Origin of the sequence: Prevotella sp. P5-64 (assembly GCF_002251285.1) — a bacterium.
GTDB lineage: Bacteria > Bacteroidota > Bacteroidia > Bacteroidales > Bacteroidaceae > Prevotella.
Genome location: NZ_NPJK01000061.1, coordinates 39,596 through 62,716, shown reverse-complemented (window position 1 = coordinate 62,716; position 23,121 = coordinate 39,596). Strand labels below are relative to the sequence as shown.

Annotated in this window: 22 protein-coding genes and 1 pseudogene; all 23 read right to left on the bottom strand. The window is 40.1% G+C overall.

The window, feature by feature from the left end; translation table 11 throughout:
* Positions 1-213: 213 nt before the first annotated feature.
* Positions 214-2,082, bottom strand: coding sequence for a hypothetical protein (locus tag CIK87_RS10875; protein ID WP_094387186.1), 1,869 nt, complete (start codon positions 2,080-2,082; stop codon positions 214-216).
* Between the two features lie 242 nt (positions 2,083-2,324).
* The gene (locus tag CIK87_RS10870; RefSeq protein ID WP_094387185.1) at positions 2,325-3,014 is read right to left on the bottom strand and encodes a sugar transferase; all 690 of its coding nucleotides are present in this window, start codon (positions 3,012-3,014) and stop codon (positions 2,325-2,327) included.
* Between the two features lie 83 nt (positions 3,015-3,097).
* Positions 3,098-4,249: a nucleotidyltransferase family protein gene (locus CIK87_RS10865; RefSeq protein WP_094387184.1), complete on the bottom strand. Its 1,152-nt coding sequence runs from the start codon at positions 4,247-4,249 to the stop codon at positions 3,098-3,100.
* Between the two features lie 3 nt (positions 4,250-4,252).
* Positions 4,253-5,077: a glycosyltransferase gene (locus CIK87_RS10860; RefSeq protein WP_094387183.1), complete on the bottom strand. Its 825-nt coding sequence runs from the start codon at positions 5,075-5,077 to the stop codon at positions 4,253-4,255.
* A 220-nt stretch (positions 5,078-5,297) separates the two neighbouring features.
* Positions 5,298-5,909 (bottom strand): hypothetical protein, encoded by a 612-nt coding sequence (locus CIK87_RS14770; protein ID WP_094387182.1) that lies wholly within the window; start codon positions 5,907-5,909, stop codon positions 5,298-5,300.
* A gap of 7 nt (positions 5,910-5,916) precedes the next feature.
* On the bottom strand, positions 5,917-6,333 hold the full coding sequence (locus tag CIK87_RS10850) for an adenylyltransferase/cytidyltransferase family protein (RefSeq protein ID WP_094387181.1): 417 nt from the start codon (positions 6,331-6,333) through the stop codon (positions 5,917-5,919).
* 269 nt (positions 6,334-6,602) lie between these two features.
* Positions 6,603-6,959 carry a four helix bundle protein gene (locus CIK87_RS10845; protein ID WP_094387180.1) on the bottom strand — a complete coding sequence of 119 codons (357 nt, stop codon included), beginning with the start codon at positions 6,957-6,959 and terminating at the stop codon, positions 6,603-6,605.
* Positions 6,960-7,023: 64 nt separating this feature from the next.
* Positions 7,024-7,851: a phosphorylcholine transferase LicD gene (locus tag CIK87_RS10840; RefSeq protein ID WP_094387179.1), complete on the bottom strand. Its 828-nt coding sequence runs from the start codon at positions 7,849-7,851 to the stop codon at positions 7,024-7,026.
* Positions 7,851-8,690 (bottom strand): hypothetical protein, encoded by an 840-nt coding sequence (locus CIK87_RS10835; protein WP_144008193.1) that lies wholly within the window; start codon positions 8,688-8,690, stop codon positions 7,851-7,853. Before CIK87_RS10835 ends, CIK87_RS10840 begins: the two co-directional genes overlap by 1 nt.
* Before the next feature lie 17 nt (positions 8,691-8,707).
* Positions 8,708-9,463 (bottom strand): polysaccharide deacetylase family protein, encoded by a 756-nt coding sequence (locus tag CIK87_RS10830; protein ID WP_094387177.1) that lies wholly within the window; start codon positions 9,461-9,463, stop codon positions 8,708-8,710.
* Complete coding sequence (locus tag CIK87_RS10825) at positions 9,460-10,644, bottom strand: ATP-grasp domain-containing protein (protein WP_094387176.1); 1,185 nt, start codon at positions 10,642-10,644, stop codon at positions 9,460-9,462. Before CIK87_RS10825 ends, CIK87_RS10830 begins: the two co-directional genes overlap by 4 nt.
* Before the next feature lies 1 nt (position 10,645).
* Positions 10,646-11,458, bottom strand: coding sequence for a glycosyltransferase family A protein (locus CIK87_RS10820; RefSeq protein ID WP_094387175.1), 813 nt, complete (start codon positions 11,456-11,458; stop codon positions 10,646-10,648).
* A gap of 4 nt (positions 11,459-11,462) precedes the next feature.
* Positions 11,463-12,053 carry a DapH/DapD/GlmU-related protein gene (locus CIK87_RS10815; protein WP_094387174.1) on the bottom strand — a complete coding sequence of 197 codons (591 nt, stop codon included), beginning with the start codon at positions 12,051-12,053 and terminating at the stop codon, positions 11,463-11,465.
* Positions 12,054-13,025 (bottom strand): glycosyltransferase family 10 domain-containing protein, encoded by a 972-nt coding sequence (locus CIK87_RS10810; RefSeq protein WP_094387173.1) that lies wholly within the window; start codon positions 13,023-13,025, stop codon positions 12,054-12,056.
* Complete coding sequence (locus CIK87_RS10805; RefSeq protein ID WP_094387172.1) at positions 13,012-13,533, bottom strand: CatB-related O-acetyltransferase; 522 nt, start codon at positions 13,531-13,533, stop codon at positions 13,012-13,014. The genes CIK87_RS10810 and CIK87_RS10805 overlap by 14 nt, the downstream gene beginning before the upstream one ends.
* Positions 13,530-14,747 (bottom strand): glycosyltransferase family 4 protein, encoded by a 1,218-nt coding sequence (locus tag CIK87_RS10800; protein WP_094387171.1) that lies wholly within the window; start codon positions 14,745-14,747, stop codon positions 13,530-13,532. Before CIK87_RS10800 ends, CIK87_RS10805 begins: the two co-directional genes overlap by 4 nt.
* The gene (locus CIK87_RS10795) at positions 14,744-15,925 is read right to left on the bottom strand and encodes an O-antigen ligase (RefSeq protein ID WP_094387170.1); all 1,182 of its coding nucleotides are present in this window, start codon (positions 15,923-15,925) and stop codon (positions 14,744-14,746) included. The genes CIK87_RS10800 and CIK87_RS10795 overlap by 4 nt, the downstream gene beginning before the upstream one ends.
* A 2-nt stretch (positions 15,926-15,927) precedes the next feature.
* Positions 15,928-16,866 (bottom strand): glycosyltransferase family 2 protein, encoded by a 939-nt coding sequence (locus CIK87_RS10790; RefSeq protein ID WP_094387169.1) that lies wholly within the window; start codon positions 16,864-16,866, stop codon positions 15,928-15,930.
* A 4-nt stretch (positions 16,867-16,870) separates the two neighbouring features.
* Positions 16,871-18,337: a hypothetical protein gene (locus CIK87_RS10785; protein WP_144008192.1), complete on the bottom strand. Its 1,467-nt coding sequence runs from the start codon at positions 18,335-18,337 to the stop codon at positions 16,871-16,873.
* A 792-nt stretch (positions 18,338-19,129) separates the two neighbouring features.
* Positions 19,130-19,363, bottom strand: a pseudogene (locus CIK87_RS14850) (hypothetical protein); the annotation flags it as partial.
* A gap of 479 nt (positions 19,364-19,842) precedes the next feature.
* On the bottom strand, positions 19,843-20,484 hold the full coding sequence (locus CIK87_RS10770) for a phosphoribosyltransferase (RefSeq protein ID WP_094387165.1): 642 nt from the start codon (positions 20,482-20,484) through the stop codon (positions 19,843-19,845).
* Between the two features lie 611 nt (positions 20,485-21,095).
* A complete protein-coding gene (locus tag CIK87_RS10765; RefSeq protein ID WP_371327119.1) occupies positions 21,096-21,536 on the bottom strand; it encodes a four helix bundle protein in 441 nt (146 codons plus the stop codon).
* 99 nt (positions 21,537-21,635) lie between these two features.
* Positions 21,636-23,048, bottom strand: coding sequence for a DegT/DnrJ/EryC1/StrS aminotransferase family protein (locus CIK87_RS10760; protein ID WP_094387164.1), 1,413 nt, complete (start codon positions 23,046-23,048; stop codon positions 21,636-21,638).
* Positions 23,049-23,121 lie beyond the last annotated feature (73 nt).

Here is a 23,121-nt window from a genome sequence, read left to right as displayed (position 1 = left end):
ATTCTGCAAGAAGATTATAACTGTAGACAAATAATGCCAGGATGCAATGCGGACGCATTAGAACGCAAGAAAAAATAGTAAAAGGCTGACATTTGCAAGAGCTTATAGAACAAATAACCTATTAGTAAAACGTCTGTCTATGAAACTCTACATGAAAAATACCACTTATATATCACTAACAAGATAAGGTGACAGATGGATATGATAAACACGCTAATGATTATCCTTGGCATTGACGCCATACTCCTGACTCAGTTCTGCCAGATCATCCATCACAAACGTTTTAGAATACTTCGGTAGTCGATAATGACGTTTGACCTCGAAATTTAGTTCATTAGGAAAACCGAAGCCTACACGATAGTAAGCATCAAAGATCTCACCCATTTCGGGAGTAGTAATGACCGTAGAGTCAACATCAGCAAACTTCTTGAACTGGTCTCTATCACAAAGATAAAGGCCCGCAAGTTCCAATTCATCAAAACATTTTACATGCTCCTGATAGCGTTCTCGATAATCAAGATATTCGACAAAACGATATGGAGCAACTCCTTTCCACAACCGTTTCATCAGAATTAAGAATGTTTCCAAATCATCGATACCTATTGACAATGGGTAAAGGTCGTCAGGTTCCTTGTTGAGCAACTTAGACAAATCCGTTTGAATAGGCCCATAGTTGTAATCTGTCACCACCACAGACCACACATCACCTATCTCTTGGGGCGCGACATGACACAACAATTTGCCAATGTGCTTTGCATCATATAGATCAACAGCGTTGCCACTACAGAGAGCATCTTCTATACGTTTACATTGGTCATAGCCGTACTGGACTGCCTTAGCAAAATCTGTTTTTATGCGATCATAGCCCCGCTCTGCATCCCTGAAGGGGGCACGGAAACCAAAATTTTTGCATTCCACAACAATCCAAGTGGTGCCAAACTTGATCAACAAATCATTCTCGCATACTCCATCTATCGTATAACTCGAATAAAAACGCGTTTTGCTCGGAAAGAATCGTTGGAAGACGTCCAACACCTTGGTCTCAAATACCTCGCCTTTCCTTTCATTATATTTGCTTACCTTCCTTTGCAATTCTGCCGACAGCCGATAATACAACGCTTCTATAAGAAATTTAGTGATGGGGCAAATATATCTATCACCCACCTTGAACAGCGGCATCTCTTCCGAGAGACGCTTGTCTGCATAATATACAGTCCCTGCATCTATCGCTCGCTGTGGGTCATAAAGAAGAAAATGTATTATATTTAGCAGACTGTCTCGGTCAATGTCTACATTTTCAACTTCATCCTTGCCATGGATACATATCTCTCCCGGATTAATCAGAAGGAAATCAAACGCACCTTTCAATTCAGGCTGATTTGCCCAGTCACTGGGATCGATTCCTTTATCAATGTATCCAGACACAAGTTTAGTCCATTCTTCGGGATGCTGACTATAATAGTGATACTTGCTTCCTTTATATATCGTTTCTGTATATTTCCTATTGTTCAGATCACGAACATGCAGCACAAACTTTACGGCATCATCAACTCCAAATCCAAATTGATTTCGTATCACATCGTCATAAGGTTTGCAGCTACGCATCAACCTATCAAGCGTCTGTTCCTCATAGCACAACTTGCCATTGCTGAAATAGAAAAGGAACGAAGACAGTTGGACTTCGAGTTTCTCGTCTCGCTCATCATGAAAGACATCTCCGCCATTCGGAAGCCCTACTGCCTTGAAATAAGCCATTTCCATCTCATCCAGCAACTGCGAGATTACATCCCATTTGGCATCGGTTATATCCTCTATCCCATCTCTGTCCGCAATAGAATAATAGACATCTATCAGATAGAGCGCCTGTTTCATGGGCGACTCCACATTTATATATAGTTCGGAAGACTTTCGGCAATCAAGTTCCACAATCAATCTCATCGCATGCGTAAGCAGAGAGAGTTCATTTATTGTGACCAATTCGCGCTTCAGGTCATCAATAATCTCTTCTTGCGAACGATTGTTCTTTCGCAACCTCTCCATCTTCTTCAGAGCTCTTTCAAAGTCAAAGCTATTTGTGCGCATAGATATATGAGATTAATATATAATACCTCTTGTCGCCATCGTATTACCACAAAATCAAGAGGAGCTAATTCCCAACAAATTTACGATTATTCCAACTACCCACAAAGCTTTCATTCACATTTCTTTTTGTGAACATCAAATATTTGCAATGGACAAGCATATTGGACATAGCTGACAATTCATTTTCTTAGACGCCAGCGTCGTTGCAGTTATGCGGCAAAAGGATTATGGTAAGAAAGCATTCACACTTCCTCCCCAGCAAACTTCACCTTAAACCCGAGCACAGTGGCAAATATCATTTCAATGTCTTTCCAGAATGAATAATGACGATAATAGTAGCAATTGAGACGTACTTTGTCAGGATAAATCACCTTGTCATTATACTCTATGGCAATCTCTTGCATCGAGCGAGTGTCTCCCTCTGCCTGCTTCTTTGCCACATATTCAGAGATCATTTCATCCTCCAGACGGTACTTCAGCGTTGCAGGTCCGGTGATTCCAGGACGAAGTTTCAGCACATCCCGATCATCCCCCTCCAGCTTGTCGGCATACCCCGGAACATCGGGACGAGGCCCTACAAACGACATGTTGCCAATCAGCACATCCCACAATCCAGGCAGTTCGTCAAGTTTATAGTGACGAAGGGTAGCACCGAACGGAGTAATTCTATTGTCGCCAGCTACGGAAACTGAACTCCAGTTTTTATCACCCTTCTTGGCATTGCTTCCTTCGTTATTCTTCACAGGAATCATTGTGCGGAACTTATGGCAAGTAAATAGATTTCCACCTTTTCCTACACGTTTTTGAGTGAATATTGCAGGACCTCCAGGCATCTTAATTTTTACCATTATTGCCACAATCAGCAATACCGGCCATAGGAAACATAGTCCCACGAATGCGACCACACGGTCGAAAAACCATTTTAGTATCATAATTTTTGTCTTTTATTTTTTTTGTGGCCAAAACAGATACGAGCAAAACGCCCATAGAGCCTTGCCAAATGATTTAAGCATATTCATACAAACAACTCCTTATGTTTCATTTTCCAGATGCGTTTCCAGAAGAAATGCCTAGCAAGCCAGATGGGCGAGAAAAGCACCTCCAGCGGATAATGAGTCAGAAGATGCAGGTTTTTGTTCTGTTGAGCCCAGAACACCGACAGATGCCAACGCACAGAACCATGCTCACCCTTCTTCGCTTTCTGCTCCTTTGCCATGACACGATCCAGCAGGAAACGTCCTTCATCAGCATCCGCCTCACATATCATCCATTCTTCAGGCATTCCGAACACCTCTCGCAGCAGCCACATCGTAGCCCTTGCAAAACTGCCCATACCCATGCGTTGCATCCAGCGATAAGCCTCCTGCACATCTGCACCTTTCTCATGCGCTTGTTTCAGCACAAAGTAATAGTCCAGATATTGCTTCAATGTCATTTCCTCGGCAAACAGATGCCCAAAGATGTGCTGCAAGATGAATACCAGATTAAACTCCAGTGACGGCACATTCACCATGCCATCACCCAGCGCAACAGCATTCGTCCAGCAAGTCTTCTCACGGGTGAAATGCTCCACTCGTTTCATGTACCAAGGCACACGCGAGGTCGAAGGTCTGTAATGCACCTCAACCGATGTCCCTTCTAATACATCCAGATGAACATGTTTGTAGTCAAAATCCAACTCTCGCTGATATTTCTTCACCCAACGCAACGCACCCTCTTCGTCCGTATCTACCCATACATCGATGTCGCCCGACTGGCGAAGCATGGAGAGATCAGAAGAGTTTTTATTGTTATCGTTTTCGTTTTCGTGCACTCGATAGAGAGCCCCTACACCTTGCCCCTTCAGCACGCACGACCGCACTCCATCCGCAGCGAGTTGCCCTTGCAGTTCCACACACTGCCGGCTCACAACCTCGTTTCGTTGCTGTATCTTAGCAGCCATGCCCATCCACGTGAGATAGGTCATTTCCGGAGGCTCCTGCCGTTGTGTCTGTAGCTTCTGTACTCCAGCAAAGCAAACACCTATCAGCGACTGCTTCTTGGCAAGTTCATAAAGTGCCTTCCATTCCTGCTCGTTCGGTGTATGCGGCAAGCAAACCTGCCTGCCTAACGCCATACGCAGCAGTTGATAAAACAGATTTTCTATATTCCCTTTTTGCAACTCCATCTTTTAACTTCTTGCAAATTTCTGGAACACCCAACCTCTCAGCCAGTTCGGCATAGCTACCTGTACGGCAAAGCGGATGGCAGTATTATACATATATTTTGGGAAACCAATCAATCCATGTTTCCACATATAATTCTGCAACTTGGCCTCGCTCTTAAAGTACTTCATGCCACCTCTGCGCTGATACATTTCTTCGCCCACGCGCACATCCACAAAGTTCTCCTGCACGTTGTAGAACTTATGACCAGCCAATGCCAGACGAATCCACAGATAGTAATCTTCCTCGCAATACCAGTCGATGAAGCCACCAACCTCCTGCACCTTCGTCTTCTTATACATCACTGTAACAAGGTTCAGCGGACAACGACTCTTCAAGTAGTCCTTGATGTCCTCATCTTTCTCGGGCACAATGCGACTACCCACCACGTTTGAAGTCTCGTGGATAAACTCGTTGATGTTACCACCCACTACCGTTGCCTCTGGGTGCTCCTCAAAAGCCTTCAACTGCATCTCGAAGCGGTTAGGCACAGCCACATCGTCAGCATCCATAATAGCCACCAACTCATTGCTGGCAGCCTCCAGTCCACCCTGACGGGCAGCAGCATGACCACGGTTCACCTCGAAAGGCACCACCTTCATCACTGCTATCTCATTCTGCAGTTCCTTCACCACAGCCTCCAGTTCAGCCGGAATAGGCCCATCCTCCACCAACACAATCTCCGACGGACGCACCGTCTGCTTGTCATAGATACTATGCACCGCAGTCTTAAAATCTTCTGGGTTGTCGTTCTTATACACAGACATCGCCACAGTAAAATTTGTATTCATTTCGATATGATTTATTATTTCAAATCCTCCAAAATATCATCAGTTTTTGAAAGGGTGATATATATGAACGTTGGCTTCAAATACGACACCGATCTCAACCGTAGCCGGCAGCGAGTGATAACGACCTTGCTCATCACAACACTAGGGCAGTCACAGCCAGCCATCATCACCACAATATAGGTCTAGTTGCCCTCATCATCGTAGAACCGTTCAATGACGCTTACTTCTTTGAATTCTTATAGGCAGTATACCCATTTTCAATACTTGACCATTCTAACCGGTCCTCTATAGGATATAACGACTCCTCGTGTTTTTTGATTTCTTCTAAATTAAACCTATAGGATATAACCTTAGCAGGCACACCTCCTACAACCGAATAAGGCGGAACATCTCTGTTTACAACAGCTCCTGCCGCAATTATTGAACCGCGTCCCACATTAACGCCTGCCAGCAGAGTAACTCGAGCACCAATCCATACGTCTTCGTTTACGACTATATCTTTGTCATACTCATGATTAACATCATACTTGTCTTTAACAGCATTTGTCACGTCTATTATTCTCATACCAGGAATTGACATGTGATTACCAGTAATAGCTAACAAACCAATTGCTGCTCCAGAACCTCTTTTCATAATTAGTTTGGCCCTGGAGTTCATAACGATTCCTCCTGCATTAATGTAGGTTTCGTCGGCCATTATGAGGTTTTTGGGATTATATACCTTGCATCCTCTCTCAAGCCTTGAATATCGAGAAACGTAAGGATAATGTCTGTATCTCCAAACCTTAATATAATGGCTCAGCTTTTGTTTTATTACATTAGATAATGACATAAGCTTTTCATTTATTAAGTTTCTCCCTCAATATACTACTACTGATCCCATCCGTATGATCCAGATAAACTACCGTACATCCTACTGCAGCAAATTCTTTTTCATACTGATTCCATGCGTCTGTACCTTTCCAGTCAGAGCCTACGAAGACGGCATCCGCACCGAGTTCCTTTACAGGACGGATCTTCTCCATATCTGCCTGGGGTACTACCTTATCTACATAGCGTATAGCCTCAACAATAGCCATTCGCTCCTGCTCGTTGATGATGGGGTACTTCTGCTTACGCTTATAGCAGAGATCGTCTGTTGTAACACCCACAACGAGGGTTTCACACTGTTCCTTGGCGCGTCTTAAGATATTCAGATGCCCGATATGGAACATATCATATACACCAGTGGTGTAGCCGATTTTATATTTCTTCATTTTGAGTTATGATTTAAGACCGCTGACGCTAAAGACCGCCTGCGGCTAAAGATTATTTTGACTGATGAATTTTGACCGCTACCGCTAAAGACCGCCTGCGGCTAAAGAACTTTTGACTTAAGAACCATGACCGCTGACGCTAAAGACCACCCATCTTACGCGAAGCGGTCTTTCGTTTTCCCTCTTCCGTCTTTCGTCTTCAGTCAACTGTCTTAAGCGAAGCGGTCTTCTGTCTTAAGCGAAGCGGTCTTCTGTCTTAAGCAAAGCGGTCACTTTCTGTGTAAAGATTTCTTAAAAGCAACAATGCGCCTTTGCAATGATTGTAAATCAGCAATAAGCGGTTCGGTTTCTTTTTCTCGAATATAACCAGACCTTTGGGCTATTATCAGTTGCGTTTCCGCTTCGTATGAAGATCCGATAGCAACATCCATGAAATGAGAGAAATCTGCAATCGTCCCTCGACCTGCTCCCTCTGCTATATTAGAAGGTATAGAAGACGCGCTTCTTCTTAACTGATCAGCTAAAGCGAAACGCTCTTCTATAGGGAAAGAACTTGTTAACTTATTTATTTTAACGCTAAAACTGATACCATCTTCCCAAAAGTCAAATTTCCTAAAGTCTCTCATATTATATCAATTTTATATAAAACCTCTTACGCGCCAGCGGTCTTTAGCGAAGCGGTCTTCACTCTTAACTCAGATACTCTGAGTAGTCTTTATCAACATCAAATATCATTGCATGAACAGCAGCCTTTTGCTGCTCCTCAGAAGGCAACTTCATGTAGTCCCCATAGCGATACTTGAGATATTCCTTGATATGTTTTGAGCCATAAAGAACCGTATCTTCGAAAGGCACATCCACAGGTTCCTCAAAGAAACTCGTGTCGAAGAGTCCAGAACGGAACTTGGCTGGTGTAATCCAATAGCACCACTTGAAGCCTTCCTTCATATCCTCGTACTTATAGATACGGTTGTAACACATGCGAGCTATCAACTGGCATGGGAGCACCTTCAGCAGATTGCACACGAGAGCCTGACCACTTGACTTGGGTTTCCAGTTACGCTGTGTGAGGGCATAGAGCGTTACGAACTTCGATTCATAGTACACCAACTTCTGCATGAAGTTCGACTCTGGTACTTTGTGCAGCATCATGATATCGACATAAATACCCTGGTGCAAGTCCTTGCGATCCTTGAAACTCTCCTCAATGAAGGTGGTTCCATTCATGCGCACCTTGGCATATTCCAAATGCTTCTTGACCGTACGCCACTCCTGCAACATAAATTTCTCATTGCCATCAGCAGCCATTGCAGCCTTGAACTTCTCATATTCCGCAGGTGTCATAAAGATATCCAAGTCATCATCCCAAGGAATGAAACCCCCATGACGTACCGCACCAAGGGCTGTACCGCCCATGATGAAATAGGTTATATTGTTCTCGCGACATACCTTGTCTATGTATTTCATGACCTCCAGAATCTTATCCTGTACGTCACGAACTGATTTCTTCTGATCCATTATAGTTTCTTTGAAATAAAGTTAAACCTAAATAAAAGCTTCTTTGCGCCAGGAATTTTGAAAACCACTTTAGCTATTGCTCGAATGCACTTAAATAGGCTTATCTTCACAACTGCTTTCGCTTTGCTGGCATTATAGCGATGTGGGTGCGCACTAATTATATAAGATTTATTAGGATTTGCGTCCAATTCTTTGATTACACCCTTCCAGTCTCTAAGATCGATATAAGGTTCTTCACTTTCGCTTATTGGGTTGAGAGGATCCTTTACAATCTTAAAACTCATACCCACATCAGAAATATAGACGTACTTTTGATGAATCTTGTTCATGAAATCGACCATTATATCTGCCAGTTGAGGAAACAGATTTTGTACAAGGTCACTCTTGAAGAAGTCTCTATTCTCAAAGTCTGACATAGGATTTCCATGTTGACAAACTGTAATTATTGGAAAGCCAAAATTCTCGAACTTATTCACGTTCTGACTAAAAATAGATACAGCTTTATTCAAGTCGCCTTTCGCTCCATCCATGACATCATGATGATATGTAACCTCATGACCCAACTCTTTAATTTGGTCAAATATTGACTTGTTCTCTTCTGTCATCAAATAAGCCTGCACATAGTAGGTTGCACAATGTCCATGCTTATTCTCGATCTTTGCCAAATCCAGGGCTTTTGAGGGAGTTGACTCAACATCATGCTTCAAGTTGATAAAACGACTTGGAACAGCATTTCCATGATTTGCCGCCTGTAACAACGAGGCAGCTGTTACGCTATGATACCCTTTAAGAGACAACTCACTACAGAAGTCATCCCAATCTTTATATACAAAATACATTGTTCTTACGATTTTATTTAACGAATCCACTTGCGAACAGTTTTCTTAATCGCAATGTAGTTATTACCTAATATGGATTTAATGGCTTGCAATATAGCCTGTCTGACAACAAGCTTCTTTAGAAGCCATCCACCTTCGATTAGCTGTTTAAAATCATCTATTGTAGTATTTGCATCTATAGCGATTCTTCCCATTACAGACACGTCATCGACAATCTTTTTTTCTCCTATGGTTGAAGTATATATGGTATCAATGCCTAAACTCTTAAATTGTGCTACGTCTTCTTTTGTGAAGTAGCCGTTTGGGATCGAAACTTCGTTTGTTTGGCTTCCAGTAATTGAATTCAATTTCTCGACTGATTCTCTCCATTCCCTATCCCGTTCATCCTTTTTCATTGAACTCAAATTACTGGGGTGTGAGCATGAATGAGATCCTATTATATGACCTCCATCGGCTAAACGCTTTATGTCATCCGATGTCATGAAACCCTTTGTGCCTATATAATCGGATGAGATGTAGAAATGTCCATTGAATCCATACTTGTCAAGCAAAGGCATGATTACCTCTGAGAATGAGATGCCACCATCGTCAAAAGTTAAAATTACATCCTCTTTTCGCAATCTATTATCACGCACAAAAGCCAACAATAATTCGAGTTGCTCTATAAACTGACTTTCTGTGATCTTATAATGATTGGCACCATTGGTATCAAAACCACTTTCCTGAAGCGATTCCCGATACACATCATGATACATCAGATATATTTGCTTCATTTCTTTAATCCTAATTTATCCAATACTGCCACAATCTGTTGACGATATTTACCCAACAGAATATACTTGGCAATGTTAATCCATTTCCTCTTCTTCAGATAATTATATGGAGCCACATCATTTGAGTCATAATAACGCATAATGGTGGCTTCCTTCATATCTTTCTTCCATTGCTTTCTTGTAATCTTACCCTCCAAAACATTGCCATAGTCGTATAGTTCATCTATAAACCATTTTTCCTCTGTCACCTCTATCTGTAAATGGCCATAATCTTTGCCCATACAACTCAAGATATAAGCCTCGGTAAGTTTCGATCCTGCATTGTAGAAACAATGGGCGGTTCCATCGTTCCGAAGGTTAACTTCATAAAAATATGCCTCACTATCCATTACACCATACTCAAACCCGAACAAGCCTTTGTAGTCTATTTTTTCGAGATATGTAGCAATCTTAGAGGCATCAATACACGAAGGAATATTGGGGGTTACCATTCCGTGCCCCGAAATACCTACAGCCAATCGGTCACGAACGATAGCACCTGCGATACGAGTCGCACCATCCATCATCCTTGAGCCAAATACAACTACTTCATACTCGCTCTTAATGTAGTCTTGCAATATAAATTCCGACTCATGGCGAGCATTTGAGAGGGTGTACTTTAGTTCTTCATCATTATTACAAATTTTGAATTTGAACTCATTATAATGTCCAGGCTTCTGATGACTTGGCTTTATGAAACATGGATACTTAACTCCATCAATAGAGGAATCCCACTGTACATATCTTGATTCCGGACACTTGATGCCGACTTCAATAGCCAGTTTTGTCATATTGTTCTTGTCTGTGTATTTTTCAGCAAGACCCTTAATGCCAGTGCCGGGAATTACAAATAGTTTTTCTAACTCTTCTTTATGTTGATCAATGAATACAGTCGTACCATCACCCGAAGTTATAATGACAGGCTTAAATTCATACCCGTTAAAGGTACTCGTAAGATACCCTAAGGCTTCTTCGTTTGATGATACCTGATGCAAGTTTTTAACGTACTTACTCCTTGCCGCAGCTGCTTTTGATCCTTTTAGGAGAAACAGAAAATCTATCCCGATTTCTCCAACTTCACGAACCAATCCCAAGGTATTAACATCGTCAATACCCCATATTATGACTTTTGTCGCGTTCATATTATCGCTTTATTCCTAATGTGTCCATGAATATACATTTTACTTCTGCAAGCAATCTTGTTATAAAGAATACGAATGGATAATTACCTTTTCTGTTAATAAGTATGTACTCCCTTATTGCTCTTAGCGAATTTAATATTTTTTCTCTTCTTGATCGATTGCTTGTTGTAGCGCTTCCTTCCCGATATCGCCGATAATATATAGCATTTTCTGATGTAAAGGAAACCTTGTTAATCTTATCAGATATAGAAAACATAAACAGTGAGTCTTCGCCTGTTTTAAATGCAGTATTAAAGCGTTTGTCGCCTATAATGTCTCTATGAAGAAGCTTCATACAAGGTCCCGCAAAGAACTTTTTTGCACCCAATAACGTATTTATATTCAAGCGTTTTCCTCGATAATACTCTTTTTCTATACGATACTCGTCCTTAATTCCGCCACCATGCCAAAACGCTGATGGGTGACAAAGTGATATGCATGCTATCGAGGCCTGATCATGTAATTCTTGAAGATAAGTTTTAGATACATAATCATCATCATCGATGAAGCAGATAAATTCACCACGAGCCTCGTCTAGGGCAATGTTTCTGGCATTCGAGACACCAGGCTTATCGGTTTGTATATAGTTTATATTTATTGTAGGATTATCTTTAATCCAATCTTTTATAAACGAGTCATAAGGCTCTTTACACCCATTTAAGACCAGGACAATCTCGAAGTTTTCGACGCCAATTGACTGTATTGCCAGTGAATTTAGACAGTCTATTAGATAGCTCTGAGGTTTATAGGTGGGTATTATAACTGATATTTGCATATACTTATAATTTCTTTAAGAATCGTGATGGATTTCCTCCCCATATCTCGCCATCCGGGATACTTTTTGTAACTAAAGAACCAGCACCAACAACAGAGCCTTTTCCTATTCTTACTCCTTTGAGAATTATGCTCATAGTTCCAATAAAAGCATCCTCTTCAATTACAACTTCCGAGCTTTTGGTTCCATAGTTTCCATGCTGTCTTGCGTAGGCGTCCATTGGATGAAAATCAGTATCATATATCTTAACACCTGCGCCAATCGTTACGTTATCCTTAATTGTTATTGAAGATGCGGAAATGATTACAGAGTTTGAAATTCCAACATTATTGCCGATACGAATTCTCCCACTTCCATTAGTCTTTAATAAAGTACAAGATGAACCAACAAGGGAATTAGCATATTTTGAGGAGTTAATGTTTACGTCATTCCCTATCTTAATTCCACCAGAGCCTGCATAATTTAGTACGGTAAGCATTCCCCTTGTGTGAAAATTCTTTCCATAATCACAATTACTTAGTTTAAGCAATATTTTATTGAGGGGTGTGGTTACGTACTGCAAGTAAGCTTGTATAAATTTATAAAGTAATCTCATTTAATTTGCTTTATTTACAATTCGGTACAATTTCTTTTTTACCAATCTAATTCGTCTAAATACTGCGCGATCAATTTTCATATATCGTCTAATAAATGCTTCTTGGTCTTTCGAGAAACTTGAATTAGGTCTTCTTTTTGCGCTTTCTTTATCTTGATCAAAAATGTTAAAGAGGAACGATCTTAAATCATCATTTGATCTTTGATCTTCAATTATCGGATTTGCATTAAGCATCTCTAGATACTTCTCATCATCATTGTCAAGCTGCTCAACTCTTTTTACAATATCCTCTAAACTACCAAAACGATGTCCATTAATAAAAGAATTTTCGTTAAAGTCCAGATGAATACGTGGATCCCCTAAATAAATAGGTACTGTACCTGCTGCAAATGCATCAACAATTTTCTCGGTAGCATATCCATCATAGACGCCATTTTCAAAAGCAATTGAGAATTTATGCTTACGCTGAAATTCAAATTTATCGGGTACTGGACCACCTACATTGTTGCGAAATCGACCACCTGAGTTTACCTTTTTATACCTTGATAAAGCCTCGTATATCTTCAAACGTATATCATCCGCGAAACAATTTGAAACAACAAAGTTGCAGAATTCCTTTGATTTATCAATACTGTCAAAGTTTGGTCTATCGAATAGCATATCATACTTCTTCCTATATTGGAAAAGTCTGTAAAGCGGCATTCTAAGATACCTGTCACCAAGTGTAATGCGATCAAAAGCCAATGCATAGTCGGTCAGATTAAAATCTGGTGTAATGCATTCTCCTGTATAGAAGATTCTAATACAATCGTACTTCAAATAATTGCTACCGAAACTAGAGTGGAACACATACTCTGGATTCGTATCTACTATCTCTACATCGTATTTTTCCCTAAGGATGTTAGTAAACTCATTATCTTCGGGGTTAAAATCTGTTGCGAAATCAACAAACTTGATTCTAATTCTTTTCATTGCGATATTTCAGTATTTTAGCGGGATTGCCACCCACAATAGCAAAATCAGGAACGTCTTTTGCAACAACAGCTGACGCACCGAGTATCGTCCCATTCCCGATTGTCACACCTGGAAGAATAGTTACATTGTCGCCAATCCACACATCATCTTTTATAATGACAGGCTTTGCAGGTCTAGGACCTTGTTGACACATAGGTATATCGGTTCTCGAAAATTCGTGGTTCTGAGTATGTATGGTACAATTTCGACCCATCATAACATACTTTCCAATAATGACTGTACCAAATAAATTAGAGCCAGCACCAATGCCAGAATAATCGCCTAATTTACAAGTATGAGAAAAACTTGTATTTTTTTGAATGTTGACATACTTACCACATTCCGAAAGAAACAGCTTACCAAAGAAGGCTCTGATTCTTTGCTGACCTAAATTTATCATAGACCCATTAGTCGGAAGAATATTACACATCCTTAGACCTATATATCCAATAATCTTTTTAATCATGGTTTTTTAAAGTAATACATATAGTTAAACGTCAACAAACCCTTAATACTTAACCAGCGTTCTTTAAGTTGGAGTTTGTTTGCATGATATTTGAAACCATAATAGGACTTGCGGAAAGCTGACTTGGTAAATGGAATATATATTTTGGAAGAATCCATTGCGCTTTTGATTGCGATTTCCATTTTACCTTTCCAAACGTTTGCAGCAAGTTGATTCTTGGAATACTCGTATGTCTTATTGTAGTTATATACATACTTCTCATGATTTCTTATTATATCCTCTAATGAATCGAAAAGCGATTTTGAAGAACCATGCTTGACAATTACGCCAAAATTACCATCGTCCAGAATTTCTCTACATACATGTTTCGCACTTCCTACCACAGGAATACATCCCGAACACATTGCCTCCATTAACGACATTGGACACCCCTCTGCTCTTGAAGGGAGAAGGAAGATGTTTGCATCATCATAAAGTTGTTGGGCTTCTTCGCGAGGTATTCGCCCCGTAAACGTCAAACGTTCGTCTTGTTTTGCAAGCTGATTGATAGTCTTTGGTTTAGAGATTCCTGATAGTGGTAATACTAAATTGCCTAACCAGTAGAATCTGAAGTTTAAATCAGTTTTTAAGAGCATGTTTACAGCCCCAAGAACCATTTCCGGATATTTCATCATCGATGCGCCACCAGGAAATACGATATTTAGGCAATCTCTTTTAGATTTGATACTCGCATTATTATCAACCTCGTGTTGAACAAAATTGTAAATGTATGTTACTTTGTTCTTGTCGGTGATGTTGAAATAATTATTAATAAAATGTCTTCCTGCATCTGACAATGCAATCACCTTATTAACATATTTGTGATTATAACCAGCCTCTATTGCAGGCATATTATTAAACGTATGGCTTATGGTTACAATGCGAGCCTCAAGAAAAGGCGCAAGTATGGTTATCACTTCCGAATCACTATTTATAATGATGTCGTAATTTGCGCTATTTATTTCATCTGCAAGCCTCTTGTATTCAGAGAACCCAGACAATTGTAATTGGGGCACTGAGTATACCTTTTGAAATCCGACCATCTCTGTAACGTTTTCTATAGTCATTAAATCAAAACAATTGCCGGTAGACAATTCGGCTCGCACTTCATTATTATAAGAAGCAATACCACCACCGTTAAGAGTATAAATTGTAGTTGCTAATAGAATTCTCATTTTATTAAGTATTTTTTGTTCATTTCTTCTTTATAATATAATTCTGCATGGGTTGCCAATAATATAAAAAAACAGATAAGTCTCGGTGAGGTATGAAATGACATAAAGAAATTATCAATTGTATAAAACAAACCGAATATCAAAAACATTAGATACCTTTTATCTTGACTATATCTATACCGCTTTCTTTGTCGGTTGATAAATATCCAAAGCATAGCAACATATATGATCAATGCGGGGAAACCAGAGTTTGCAAAAATTTCACCAAAAGAATTATGAGCTGCATTATATCCATTAAAGGAGTATTTACAAAAGTTGCCAGGTCCCACTCCTAAGAACGGATTCTCCCATCCTACTTCAAAAGAATTCTTCAGCAACGTAAGGCGTGTATCTTCCTCTATACTTTCCTGATTTCTTTGAGCAAGATAACTGTTTTCGTAGGTTGATGCAAATCTAGCAAACAGCATAAGAGCTAAAACAGAGGCAATTAATAAGAATTGTGTCTTGTTTCTTGTAGAGCTACCTTTTAAATATCTGATATATAGAAGTGATGCTATGAGAGGCACACCGATTAATAATACCTGTCTTGAAGCTGTCACAATTGATACATAAAATGTTATCGGGATTATTAACCAGAACGAAAATATTAAATATTTTTTATACTTAAGATTATCGCAAAACTCGCCGAATATGAATAATATAAAAGTAAGGAACACAGTATATTGTGAAAAGTGATTACCATCTAAACCTCCAGATTCTTGACTCAATCGCTCGTCTGCAAAATTAAATGAAATAGACATAATGTTATTCATTGCAAATCTAACACAAACTACATAGAACAAAACCCACATGCCGTACGCCCAATATACATATTTATGTTTTTTTGCCAAATGATAGACAGGCACGGTAAATAAGATGCAGCCTAATATTTGGTGTAGTTGAGCCGTCGCCAAATCAGTATACTTAGCAGATGTCCATGAAAGAAGAATCCAGCCATAAAGGCAGAACAGTAACTTCATATAAACATTATACTTGTTATCTGAAGCTATAATCGAGAGACCAAAGGCTGCTGGCACAAGCGTGTATAGAGCTTGAAATTCCAATGGAGAATATGCCAACATTGTATACAAGTATAATAATACGCAGACCCACAAGTAAGAAATATTTCTTTTTTTCATAACTAAAAAATTCGCTTTATGGTCGACATTAAAACAACTAATTTTGTCTTAATATTTATTTCTCTGTCTAAAAGTACCTTATATTCTACGTTGGGATATGTATTATGCCATTGTTCTTTTCTCTTATTAGAAGTTGTACTTATCCAAGTTTTGACCGAGTACATAATCCAATTTAATGCCTTTTTGTATATATCCCTATCGTTCTGTTTAGCGAAGAACTCCAAAACAATATCTGTATTTGATTTAAATTGCAAAAATGACCGTTGCATAGAATCGGAATCTTTTCGTTTCGTCACCGACTCTCGATTATAAAAATAGTAATATAAGGGGCTATTAATATAAGACGTTTTAAGAGACAGATAAAGAATAGGTACAATCAATGCCAAATCTTCTCCCATTGTTCCTGTTGGGTATTTTAAGCCTTTGTAAAGTTCTGATCTAACGAGTTTATTCCATACGGCCCAAGAATACTTCATGTACATAACTTGCTTCAACACAAAAGTAGTAGGTTTTGCTTCAAATGCTTTGATTCTGGTTCCGTTTGATCCGTCATGTATATAATAATCGCAAACAACAACATCAGACTGTTCGTCAATCGCCTTATTATACAATTGTCGATACATATCTTTATCAATCCAGTCATCACTGTCACAATGTATAATAAAGTCACCTGTACACAACTGTAACCCATGCCTACGAACAGCGGCTTGCCCGCTGTTCGTAGGCATCTTCTCAGTTCGCACCACATAATTCATCTCCGCAAAGCGGAGTCGATATTCTTCAATTATTTGCGACAATATCTCCATGGAGCGATCTGGCGTACAATCGTCCACAAAGATGAATTCTATCTCGTCTAATGTCTGCTCAAACAGACTTCGTGCACACCTTTCAATATATTTTTCCACCCCATAAACTGGGATTACAACTGATATTTTGGGCATATAATTACTTGTATATTTTAGATTTAACAATATTCAACATGAATGTTCGTTCTTGTTTGTCGAACATAATTAAATATATTAGACATACAGTATAACATATCGAAAATACCGCGACCATTACGAGTCTCAAAAATGATGGCGGCATCAAATAAGTAATTGCAAAAGGAACAATAGGAGCCAATAGCACTAAGGCTAAGCAACGAATTACAATCTGGTTTACATACGCACTTATTCCGATTTTGAATTGCTTATTAACCAAACAAATGCAAACAAATTGATTCAAACAAGAAAAGATGATAACAGCAATAAAAGCGCTTTCGGCAGCCATACCTACTTGCAAAAGAATCCAACAAAAGGGTACAAGGCATAAATTCACAATGGTTGCCCCAATTTGGTACTCTTTAATTTTTCCTGTAGCTTGAACTACCTGCGTACATGGGGTATTAAGTGTGCATATAAGTGTGTCTACTAAAACTAGTATTGCAAATACAGGGGTATGCTCAGGTACTGATTCTCCTAGCCAAAGATGAAGGAGTATGTCAATTTCAAAAATGACAGGAGTAATCAGTAGTGCGATTAGCGAAAAACACACCTTAGACTCTGTGAACATAATCCGTTGAGTGCGGGAATAATCTCCATTCGCGTAAGACTGAACCAACTGTGGGCCAAAAGCAGTATATATATTACCAGAAAAACCACCAATTGCGCCATTTACTTGATAGGCGATACCACGTGCAGCATTGATAACCGGGCCAAAGAAGAAATTTAGAAGCATATTTACACCTTGCCCCTTAAGCATAAAGGCAAATGTTCCGATAAGATTCCAACCTGAGAACGCAAGCATGTTCTTGAAGACCACCCTATCAAAGTACCTTCTTAATTTCATTTCTAAGAAATGTTTCTTACAATACCATATATATGCAATTATATCTAGGATTGATACTATAGCCAACAAGATTGCATAAATTATTAGATTGTCATATTCAGCATACGCAACAACTAAGGCAATAATCAATTTCAGTACAACGTCTGTAATACTTATAATGGCAAAAAAATCCATGTGCTCTTTTGCCATTACGGCACCAGAGTATGGTATCTGCATCATCATAAGAATCATTGATAATGTAGAGGTCTGGAAAAGGATGTTGGCGGCAAAGAGACGTCCATTAGAAACAACCATGATACTATTTACATACCAAACTCCAAATGTTTCTAACAGGACAAAGATTATCGCAGCAATAGTGGCATGAGTAAGGAGAGCTGTCACATATATATTCTGAAAGCCCTCTGCACCTTTCTGTGTACCCTCATAGTTATAAAATCGTTGCACACTGGAAGAAAGGGTTGCGTTTAAAAATCCAAAAAGCGAGACAAAACCTGCCACTACATTGTAGATACCATAATCTTCAACACCAAGTGCATTTAGAAGCACACGTGCTGTGAAAAGATTTATAATGAGGGCTACAAACATCCTTATATAAAGGAATGTTGTATTCCTCGCTATTCGTTTGTTATTTGATTGATTGTCTGACATTAAACTATTTTGCTTTAACATTGGACATTATTGTGACAAAAGTAGGATGACACAATCTTGCCAATAGGATTGTTAATATGAATGATAAAAACGCAAACAAGTATCTACTCTCCATGTTCCACATCGGATTATTAAAAGAGTTGAATACAAGCCCTTGCAGAACATAAATCTCAAGGTATATAGTAGAAAACCATTGTAATGTCCTGCTTTCGGGGGATTTCTTCATCATCAGCACAATTATCATGCAGAGAAAGAAGAGGCAATGGATGGGTGTTAGAATCAGATTGCACAAGAACTTATGCTCTACTATATTGTATAATATTGTTCCATTGGCATTTATGCTATAACCTACATATAATGTAAGTACGAACACCAAAGCCAAAATGGATGATACATATTCATACTTAGAAGAGATAAAGCTATCCACTTGTGTCTTATATTTACTGAAGTATATACCAATCGGGAATGCCGTACAGGTGACGTACCACCACAATGACATACCAGCAACAAGTGCAACTGCCATGTACAAAACTGTTAGCAAGAGTACGGATTCACACACTCTTTGTCTTGCATATTTTGCTGACAGATAAAAGATTTCATATAGTAGAATTATCACTAGAAGGAACCATCCATTGTCAATTATGTCGCCTCCATAAATGAAAGAAAGTGCTACATTGGAAACAGTAGCGTCAAGGCCAAGAGCTAATTTTTGAATCATATAGACGATAACTAACATCGCATTGATGACGAATATCGGTAGGACTCTTTTCTTCTGATATTCACATAAATACCCCCCCGATTGCGTTTTAAGGAACTATACAAACCGTATCCAGAAATAAAGAAGAACCCGCTTACACAATAGTATCCTAGATACTTAAGCAAGTAATCTATGAAGGGATATTCCTCGAACAAATGTGCTTTCTGATAGATGTGATGTACAAGCACCAATATAGCTAATAAGCCTTTAAGGCATTCTGCCTTGTTTCAGCTGAAGTAATCTAAATTGATCACATCCTTGTTTGATGTATTGTCTGACATAAAACTATTATTTATAATTTGTGCGACCATCGGAATTGCGCTCAGCATCCCCTTGTGGGTGACGCTTGGCTCGTCCAAGAACCGATTATCAGGGATGTGCGGTTTCCTGATACTCCAAGAGTCGCTATCCTCGCATGAGAAAATATGAGTATTCCACGAAGTGCCTGAGAGTATGAGCACTCGAAGAATAAAGATTTCTAATGAGAGGTTATTATTTGCTATTCGGTTGTTGTTTTTATAACATTTCTCCATATTTTCCTCTTAACAATTCCTTGTATAATTGAAATTCTTTGTCTTTCGGGTTAATCTGGAGAACGTAGTTTATTTTTCCATATAAGTGACGGACATAATGTTCTGGTTTCGCAATCCATGCAGGCAAACCTTTGACTCGCAGCATGTGCTGTTCAAGACGATACTTCTGAGTATACTCTTACTCCAATGTTTTCAATTGCAATCTTCCCAGTTTCCATAGTGACGATAGCCATTACTTTGATGTTCCGGATAGGAAAGCCTTGAGGCAAGATGCTTTGTGCATATTTAATAGAATTCAAAGCCGTATCTCCTGTTCCAATGAAATCGTCCACTAAAACAATGGTAGTGTTCTGGTTGATTACTGGAAGTATATTCTTGATGTCGCTTGGTTCTATACCACACTTTACAGCATGATTATAGTGGGTAGATTTCATCGTATACAGAGCAACACTTGAACTTTTTGTTTTTCCAGCCTCTTCTTCTGGTATGCATGGAGCAAGGATCAATGTAGAACCAGGATTGTCGTTTTGGATGTCATTTAACAATTTCTCGAAATAGCCAACGTACTCGCTAAGATCTATTTTCAAGAACCTCTCTGTGAGTTCAAGAAGCAGTTGTTGTTCCTCTTCCGTGAACTTCATGAGAGTATTGCAGTATCTATCATACAATGATATTTGACTTGTCCTATCGATGTTCCATTGCTTATCATTGAATATCGTTTCCAGCCTTGCCATAACATCCATAGAGATGCTTGGTACTGGAGTTGCTTTCTTAATAAACCTTGGAGTTGACATTATTTTTGATATTTGAGCCTCTGCGAGCACAAAGGAGCAGTGGCGAGTTACCTAATTAGCGCGGAACACTCTGTTGCTGATAGGCAACTGTGTGTGAAGGGCTGCATTGAGCTTATGTTTGGCATCGGCTGCAAGCTGAAGCCTGTCGTTTTGCGCCTGACGTTCTGCTTGCAAATGGTCGAGGGCGCGTTTTGCTTTTTCGTAATTCCATAATTGTATGGTGTGATATGTTTGAAGTTAATCAAGAGATTGACTTCATGGCGCATTCGGTAATTCTCAAATGTGGATTTGGAATTACGCTCATTTACTTGAAGTTGGTGAGGGTATTGAACCCTATCAGGATTGATTCTCAAAGACCTCATCTCGGACAAATCCCCCGATAAGTCCGAATAAAGAACCAAAGCAGACCACCTGTGCACCAACTAACCTTATTTCTGATCAATTATCTAGATTCTTATTTTACGATAGCTTCTTTGATGCAATCAACAATGTAGCGAACATCATCGTCTGAAACGTATGGTCCTGCTGGCAGGCAGAAGCCCTTTATGGGTAATGGGTCATGAGTCATGGGTCATGATGGGTCATGGGTCATGATTTGTCATGGGTCATGATTATTTTTTGTTTATCTTTTCTTTGAGTTTCTTGACTATGGCTGTAAGTACCTTGAGGATACGAGTCATATCGTGATTCAAAGAGTTGAAGGCTTCATCTGTGAGATAACCATTGGCATGAAGTAGATTGAGCCAGTAGTCTGTCTCATCTGCTTCTTTGTAAGAAATACTGTATTTGTTCAAAAAGTCTGCATCTGACTGGGCGTGCTTGGCCTCTCTTGTGTTAGCACCTATACTCGTCCCTGATCGATACACTTGCTTAGACATCACAAACTCCTTGTCGGAAGAGTCTTCCGTCAAGTATTGATAGAGTCTTGTGATACGACAAGCAAAATCGAAACTCAAATCCAAAATGCCAGCATTTTGCTTTTGTTCCTCAGTCATAAGAGGTGCGAGTTTTCGCGCCTTCCTTGACTTTGGAGTGTACTTTGTTTGTTTCATAAACTTTTTTTCAAGGGACATGGGTAATGAATGTATTAGAGCATGACTCATGACCCATGAGCCATTACCCGTGACCCATGACTCTTGGTTCGTGACTCTTTATTCAACAATAGCTTCGCGAATACAATCTACGATATAGCGAACGTCTTCGTCTGAAACATAAGGTCCTGCTGGCAAGCAGAATCCGACTTTGAATATGTCCTCAGAAACGTGGTTGACGTATGCTGCCATATTGGGGCCTTCTATAACGGAATACTCCTGACCCATGACTCCTGACCCATGCCCCACAACCTGTGAACCCTTGCGGTAAACAGGTTGACAGTGCATTGGCTTCCATACTGGACGGCACTCAACTTTCTTTGAGAGCATGAAGACACGGAGGGCTTCCACATTCTCGTTCGGCTGGCAGTCGGTGGTGGCGCTTTCTACGGCCTTGATGACTCCGGCTGCTCCACCTACGGCTGTCTTGATGACTTCCTTGTAGGCATTCTCCTGACCCTTGATGCGGATTTCTGGATCGATGGTGGCAGCACAGAGCCAGAAGTTGGCATCATATCGAGGATCAGCTGGCTGCTCGTGGAGGGTAATACCAGGAACATCCTTCAAGAGCTGCTTGTAGAGTTCCTGTACGTGCTTGTGGTGGGCGATGTGGTCGTTGAGAACGGTCATCTGCCCACGGCCGATACCTGCACATACGTTGGACATTCGGTAGTTGTAGCCAATGGCAGTATGTTCGTAGTAGGGATAGGCATCGCGTGCCTGAGTTGCGTACCACATGATGGTCTGAGCATCCTCAGCATTCTGACAGATGAGGGCTCCACCACCTGAGGTTGTGATCATCTTGTTGCCGTTGAAGGAGAGGACTCCGAACTTGCCAAAGGTACCAAGTACCTGACCGTTGAAGCGTGAGCCCATACCTTCGGCGGCATCTTCGACAACAGGAATGCCGTACTTGTCCGCAATGGCCATAATCTCATCAATCTTGTAGGGCATACCATAGAGGGCAACGGGCACGATAGCCTTAGGATATTTGCCAGTCTTCTCCTTACGATCGAGGATAGCCTTTTCAAGAAGCTGCGGATCCATGTTCCAGGTCTCAGCCTCCGAGTCTATGAAGACGGGTGTAGCACCAAGATAGGTGATGGGGTGTGAGCTTGCACAGAAAGTGAACGACTGCACGCACACCTCATCGCCAGGACCCACGCCACAGGCGAGGAGAGCCAGATGTACGGCCGCTGTACCTGCCGAAAGACACACAACCTTTGTGTCCTTCAAGGCAGGATTGAGATTCCAAGCTGCTGCAGTAGCCTCTGGCCAACGAGAATCTTGATAAACGGCAGACTCTACATTGCCTGTTACGAACTTACGAAGATCTTCCTCGAAAGCGGTTACATTTGGACCCATGGGAACAACCCAATTAGTGTCAAAGGCTTCCTGAACATATTTCTGTTCAAGCCTATCCTCTGAAAGGTGCGCGAGGCACAAATAAATAGTCTTTCTTTCTTCTGACATAGTTGTATGATTTTTATTGTTTGTTTTCAATTTAAGCAATTTGTCGCTCAACAAGGATTCGAACCTTCTCAAC

What these genes read in the sequence shown, in the direction of transcription:
- CIK87_RS10875 (WP_094387186.1), bottom strand. Translation starts at nt 2,082, where the DNA reads ATGCGCACAAATAGCTTTGACTTTGAAAGAGCTCTGAAGAAGATGGAG.
- CIK87_RS10870 (WP_094387185.1), bottom strand. Translation starts at nt 3,014, where the DNA reads ATGATACTAAAATGGTTTTTCGACCGTGTGGTCGCATTCGTGGGACTA.
- CIK87_RS10865 (WP_094387184.1), bottom strand. Translation starts at nt 4,249, where the DNA reads ATGGAGTTGCAAAAAGGGAATATAGAAAATCTGTTTTATCAACTGCTG.
- CIK87_RS10860 (WP_094387183.1), bottom strand. Translation starts at nt 5,077, where the DNA reads ATGAATACAAATTTTACTGTGGCGATGTCTGTGTATAAGAACGACAAC.
- CIK87_RS14770 (WP_094387182.1), bottom strand. Translation starts at nt 5,909, where the DNA reads ATGTCATTATCTAATGTAATAAAACAAAAGCTGAGCCATTATATTAAG.
- CIK87_RS10850 (WP_094387181.1), bottom strand. Translation starts at nt 6,333, where the DNA reads ATGAAGAAATATAAAATCGGCTACACCACTGGTGTATATGATATGTTC.
- CIK87_RS10845 (WP_094387180.1), bottom strand. Translation starts at nt 6,959, where the DNA reads ATGAGAGACTTTAGGAAATTTGACTTTTGGGAAGATGGTATCAGTTTT.
- CIK87_RS10840 (WP_094387179.1), bottom strand. Translation starts at nt 7,851, where the DNA reads ATGGATCAGAAGAAATCAGTTCGTGACGTACAGGATAAGATTCTGGAG.
- CIK87_RS10835 (WP_144008193.1), bottom strand. Translation starts at nt 8,690, where the DNA reads ATGTATTTTGTATATAAAGATTGGGATGACTTCTGTAGTGAGTTGTCT.
- CIK87_RS10830 (WP_094387177.1), bottom strand. Translation starts at nt 9,463, where the DNA reads ATGAAGCAAATATATCTGATGTATCATGATGTGTATCGGGAATCGCTT.
- CIK87_RS10825 (WP_094387176.1), bottom strand. Translation starts at nt 10,644, where the DNA reads ATGAACGCGACAAAAGTCATAATATGGGGTATTGACGATGTTAATACC.
- CIK87_RS10820 (WP_094387175.1), bottom strand. Translation starts at nt 11,458, where the DNA reads ATGCAAATATCAGTTATAATACCCACCTATAAACCTCAGAGCTATCTA.
- CIK87_RS10815 (WP_094387174.1), bottom strand. Translation starts at nt 12,053, where the DNA reads ATGAGATTACTTTATAAATTTATACAAGCTTACTTGCAGTACGTAACC.
- CIK87_RS10810 (WP_094387173.1), bottom strand. Translation starts at nt 13,025, where the DNA reads ATGAAAAGAATTAGAATCAAGTTTGTTGATTTCGCAACAGATTTTAAC.
- CIK87_RS10805 (WP_094387172.1), bottom strand. Translation starts at nt 13,533, where the DNA reads ATGATTAAAAAGATTATTGGATATATAGGTCTAAGGATGTGTAATATT.
- CIK87_RS10800 (WP_094387171.1), bottom strand. Translation starts at nt 14,747, where the DNA reads ATGAGAATTCTATTAGCAACTACAATTTATACTCTTAACGGTGGTGGT.
- CIK87_RS10795 (WP_094387170.1), bottom strand. Translation starts at nt 15,925, where the DNA reads ATGAAAAAAAGAAATATTTCTTACTTGTGGGTCTGCGTATTATTATAC.
- CIK87_RS10790 (WP_094387169.1), bottom strand. Translation starts at nt 16,866, where the DNA reads ATGCCCAAAATATCAGTTGTAATCCCAGTTTATGGGGTGGAAAAATAT.
- CIK87_RS10785 (WP_144008192.1), bottom strand. Translation starts at nt 18,337, where the DNA reads ATGTTTGTAGCCCTCATTATAAATCTTTTCACAGCACGTGTGCTTCTA.
- CIK87_RS10770 (WP_094387165.1), bottom strand. Translation starts at nt 20,484, where the DNA reads ATGTCAACTCCAAGGTTTATTAAGAAAGCAACTCCAGTACCAAGCATC.
- CIK87_RS10765 (WP_371327119.1), bottom strand. Translation starts at nt 21,536, where the DNA reads ATGAAACAAACAAAGTACACTCCAAAGTCAAGGAAGGCGCGAAAACTC.
- CIK87_RS10760 (WP_094387164.1), bottom strand. Translation starts at nt 23,048, where the DNA reads ATGTCAGAAGAAAGAAAGACTATTTATTTGTGCCTCGCGCACCTTTCA.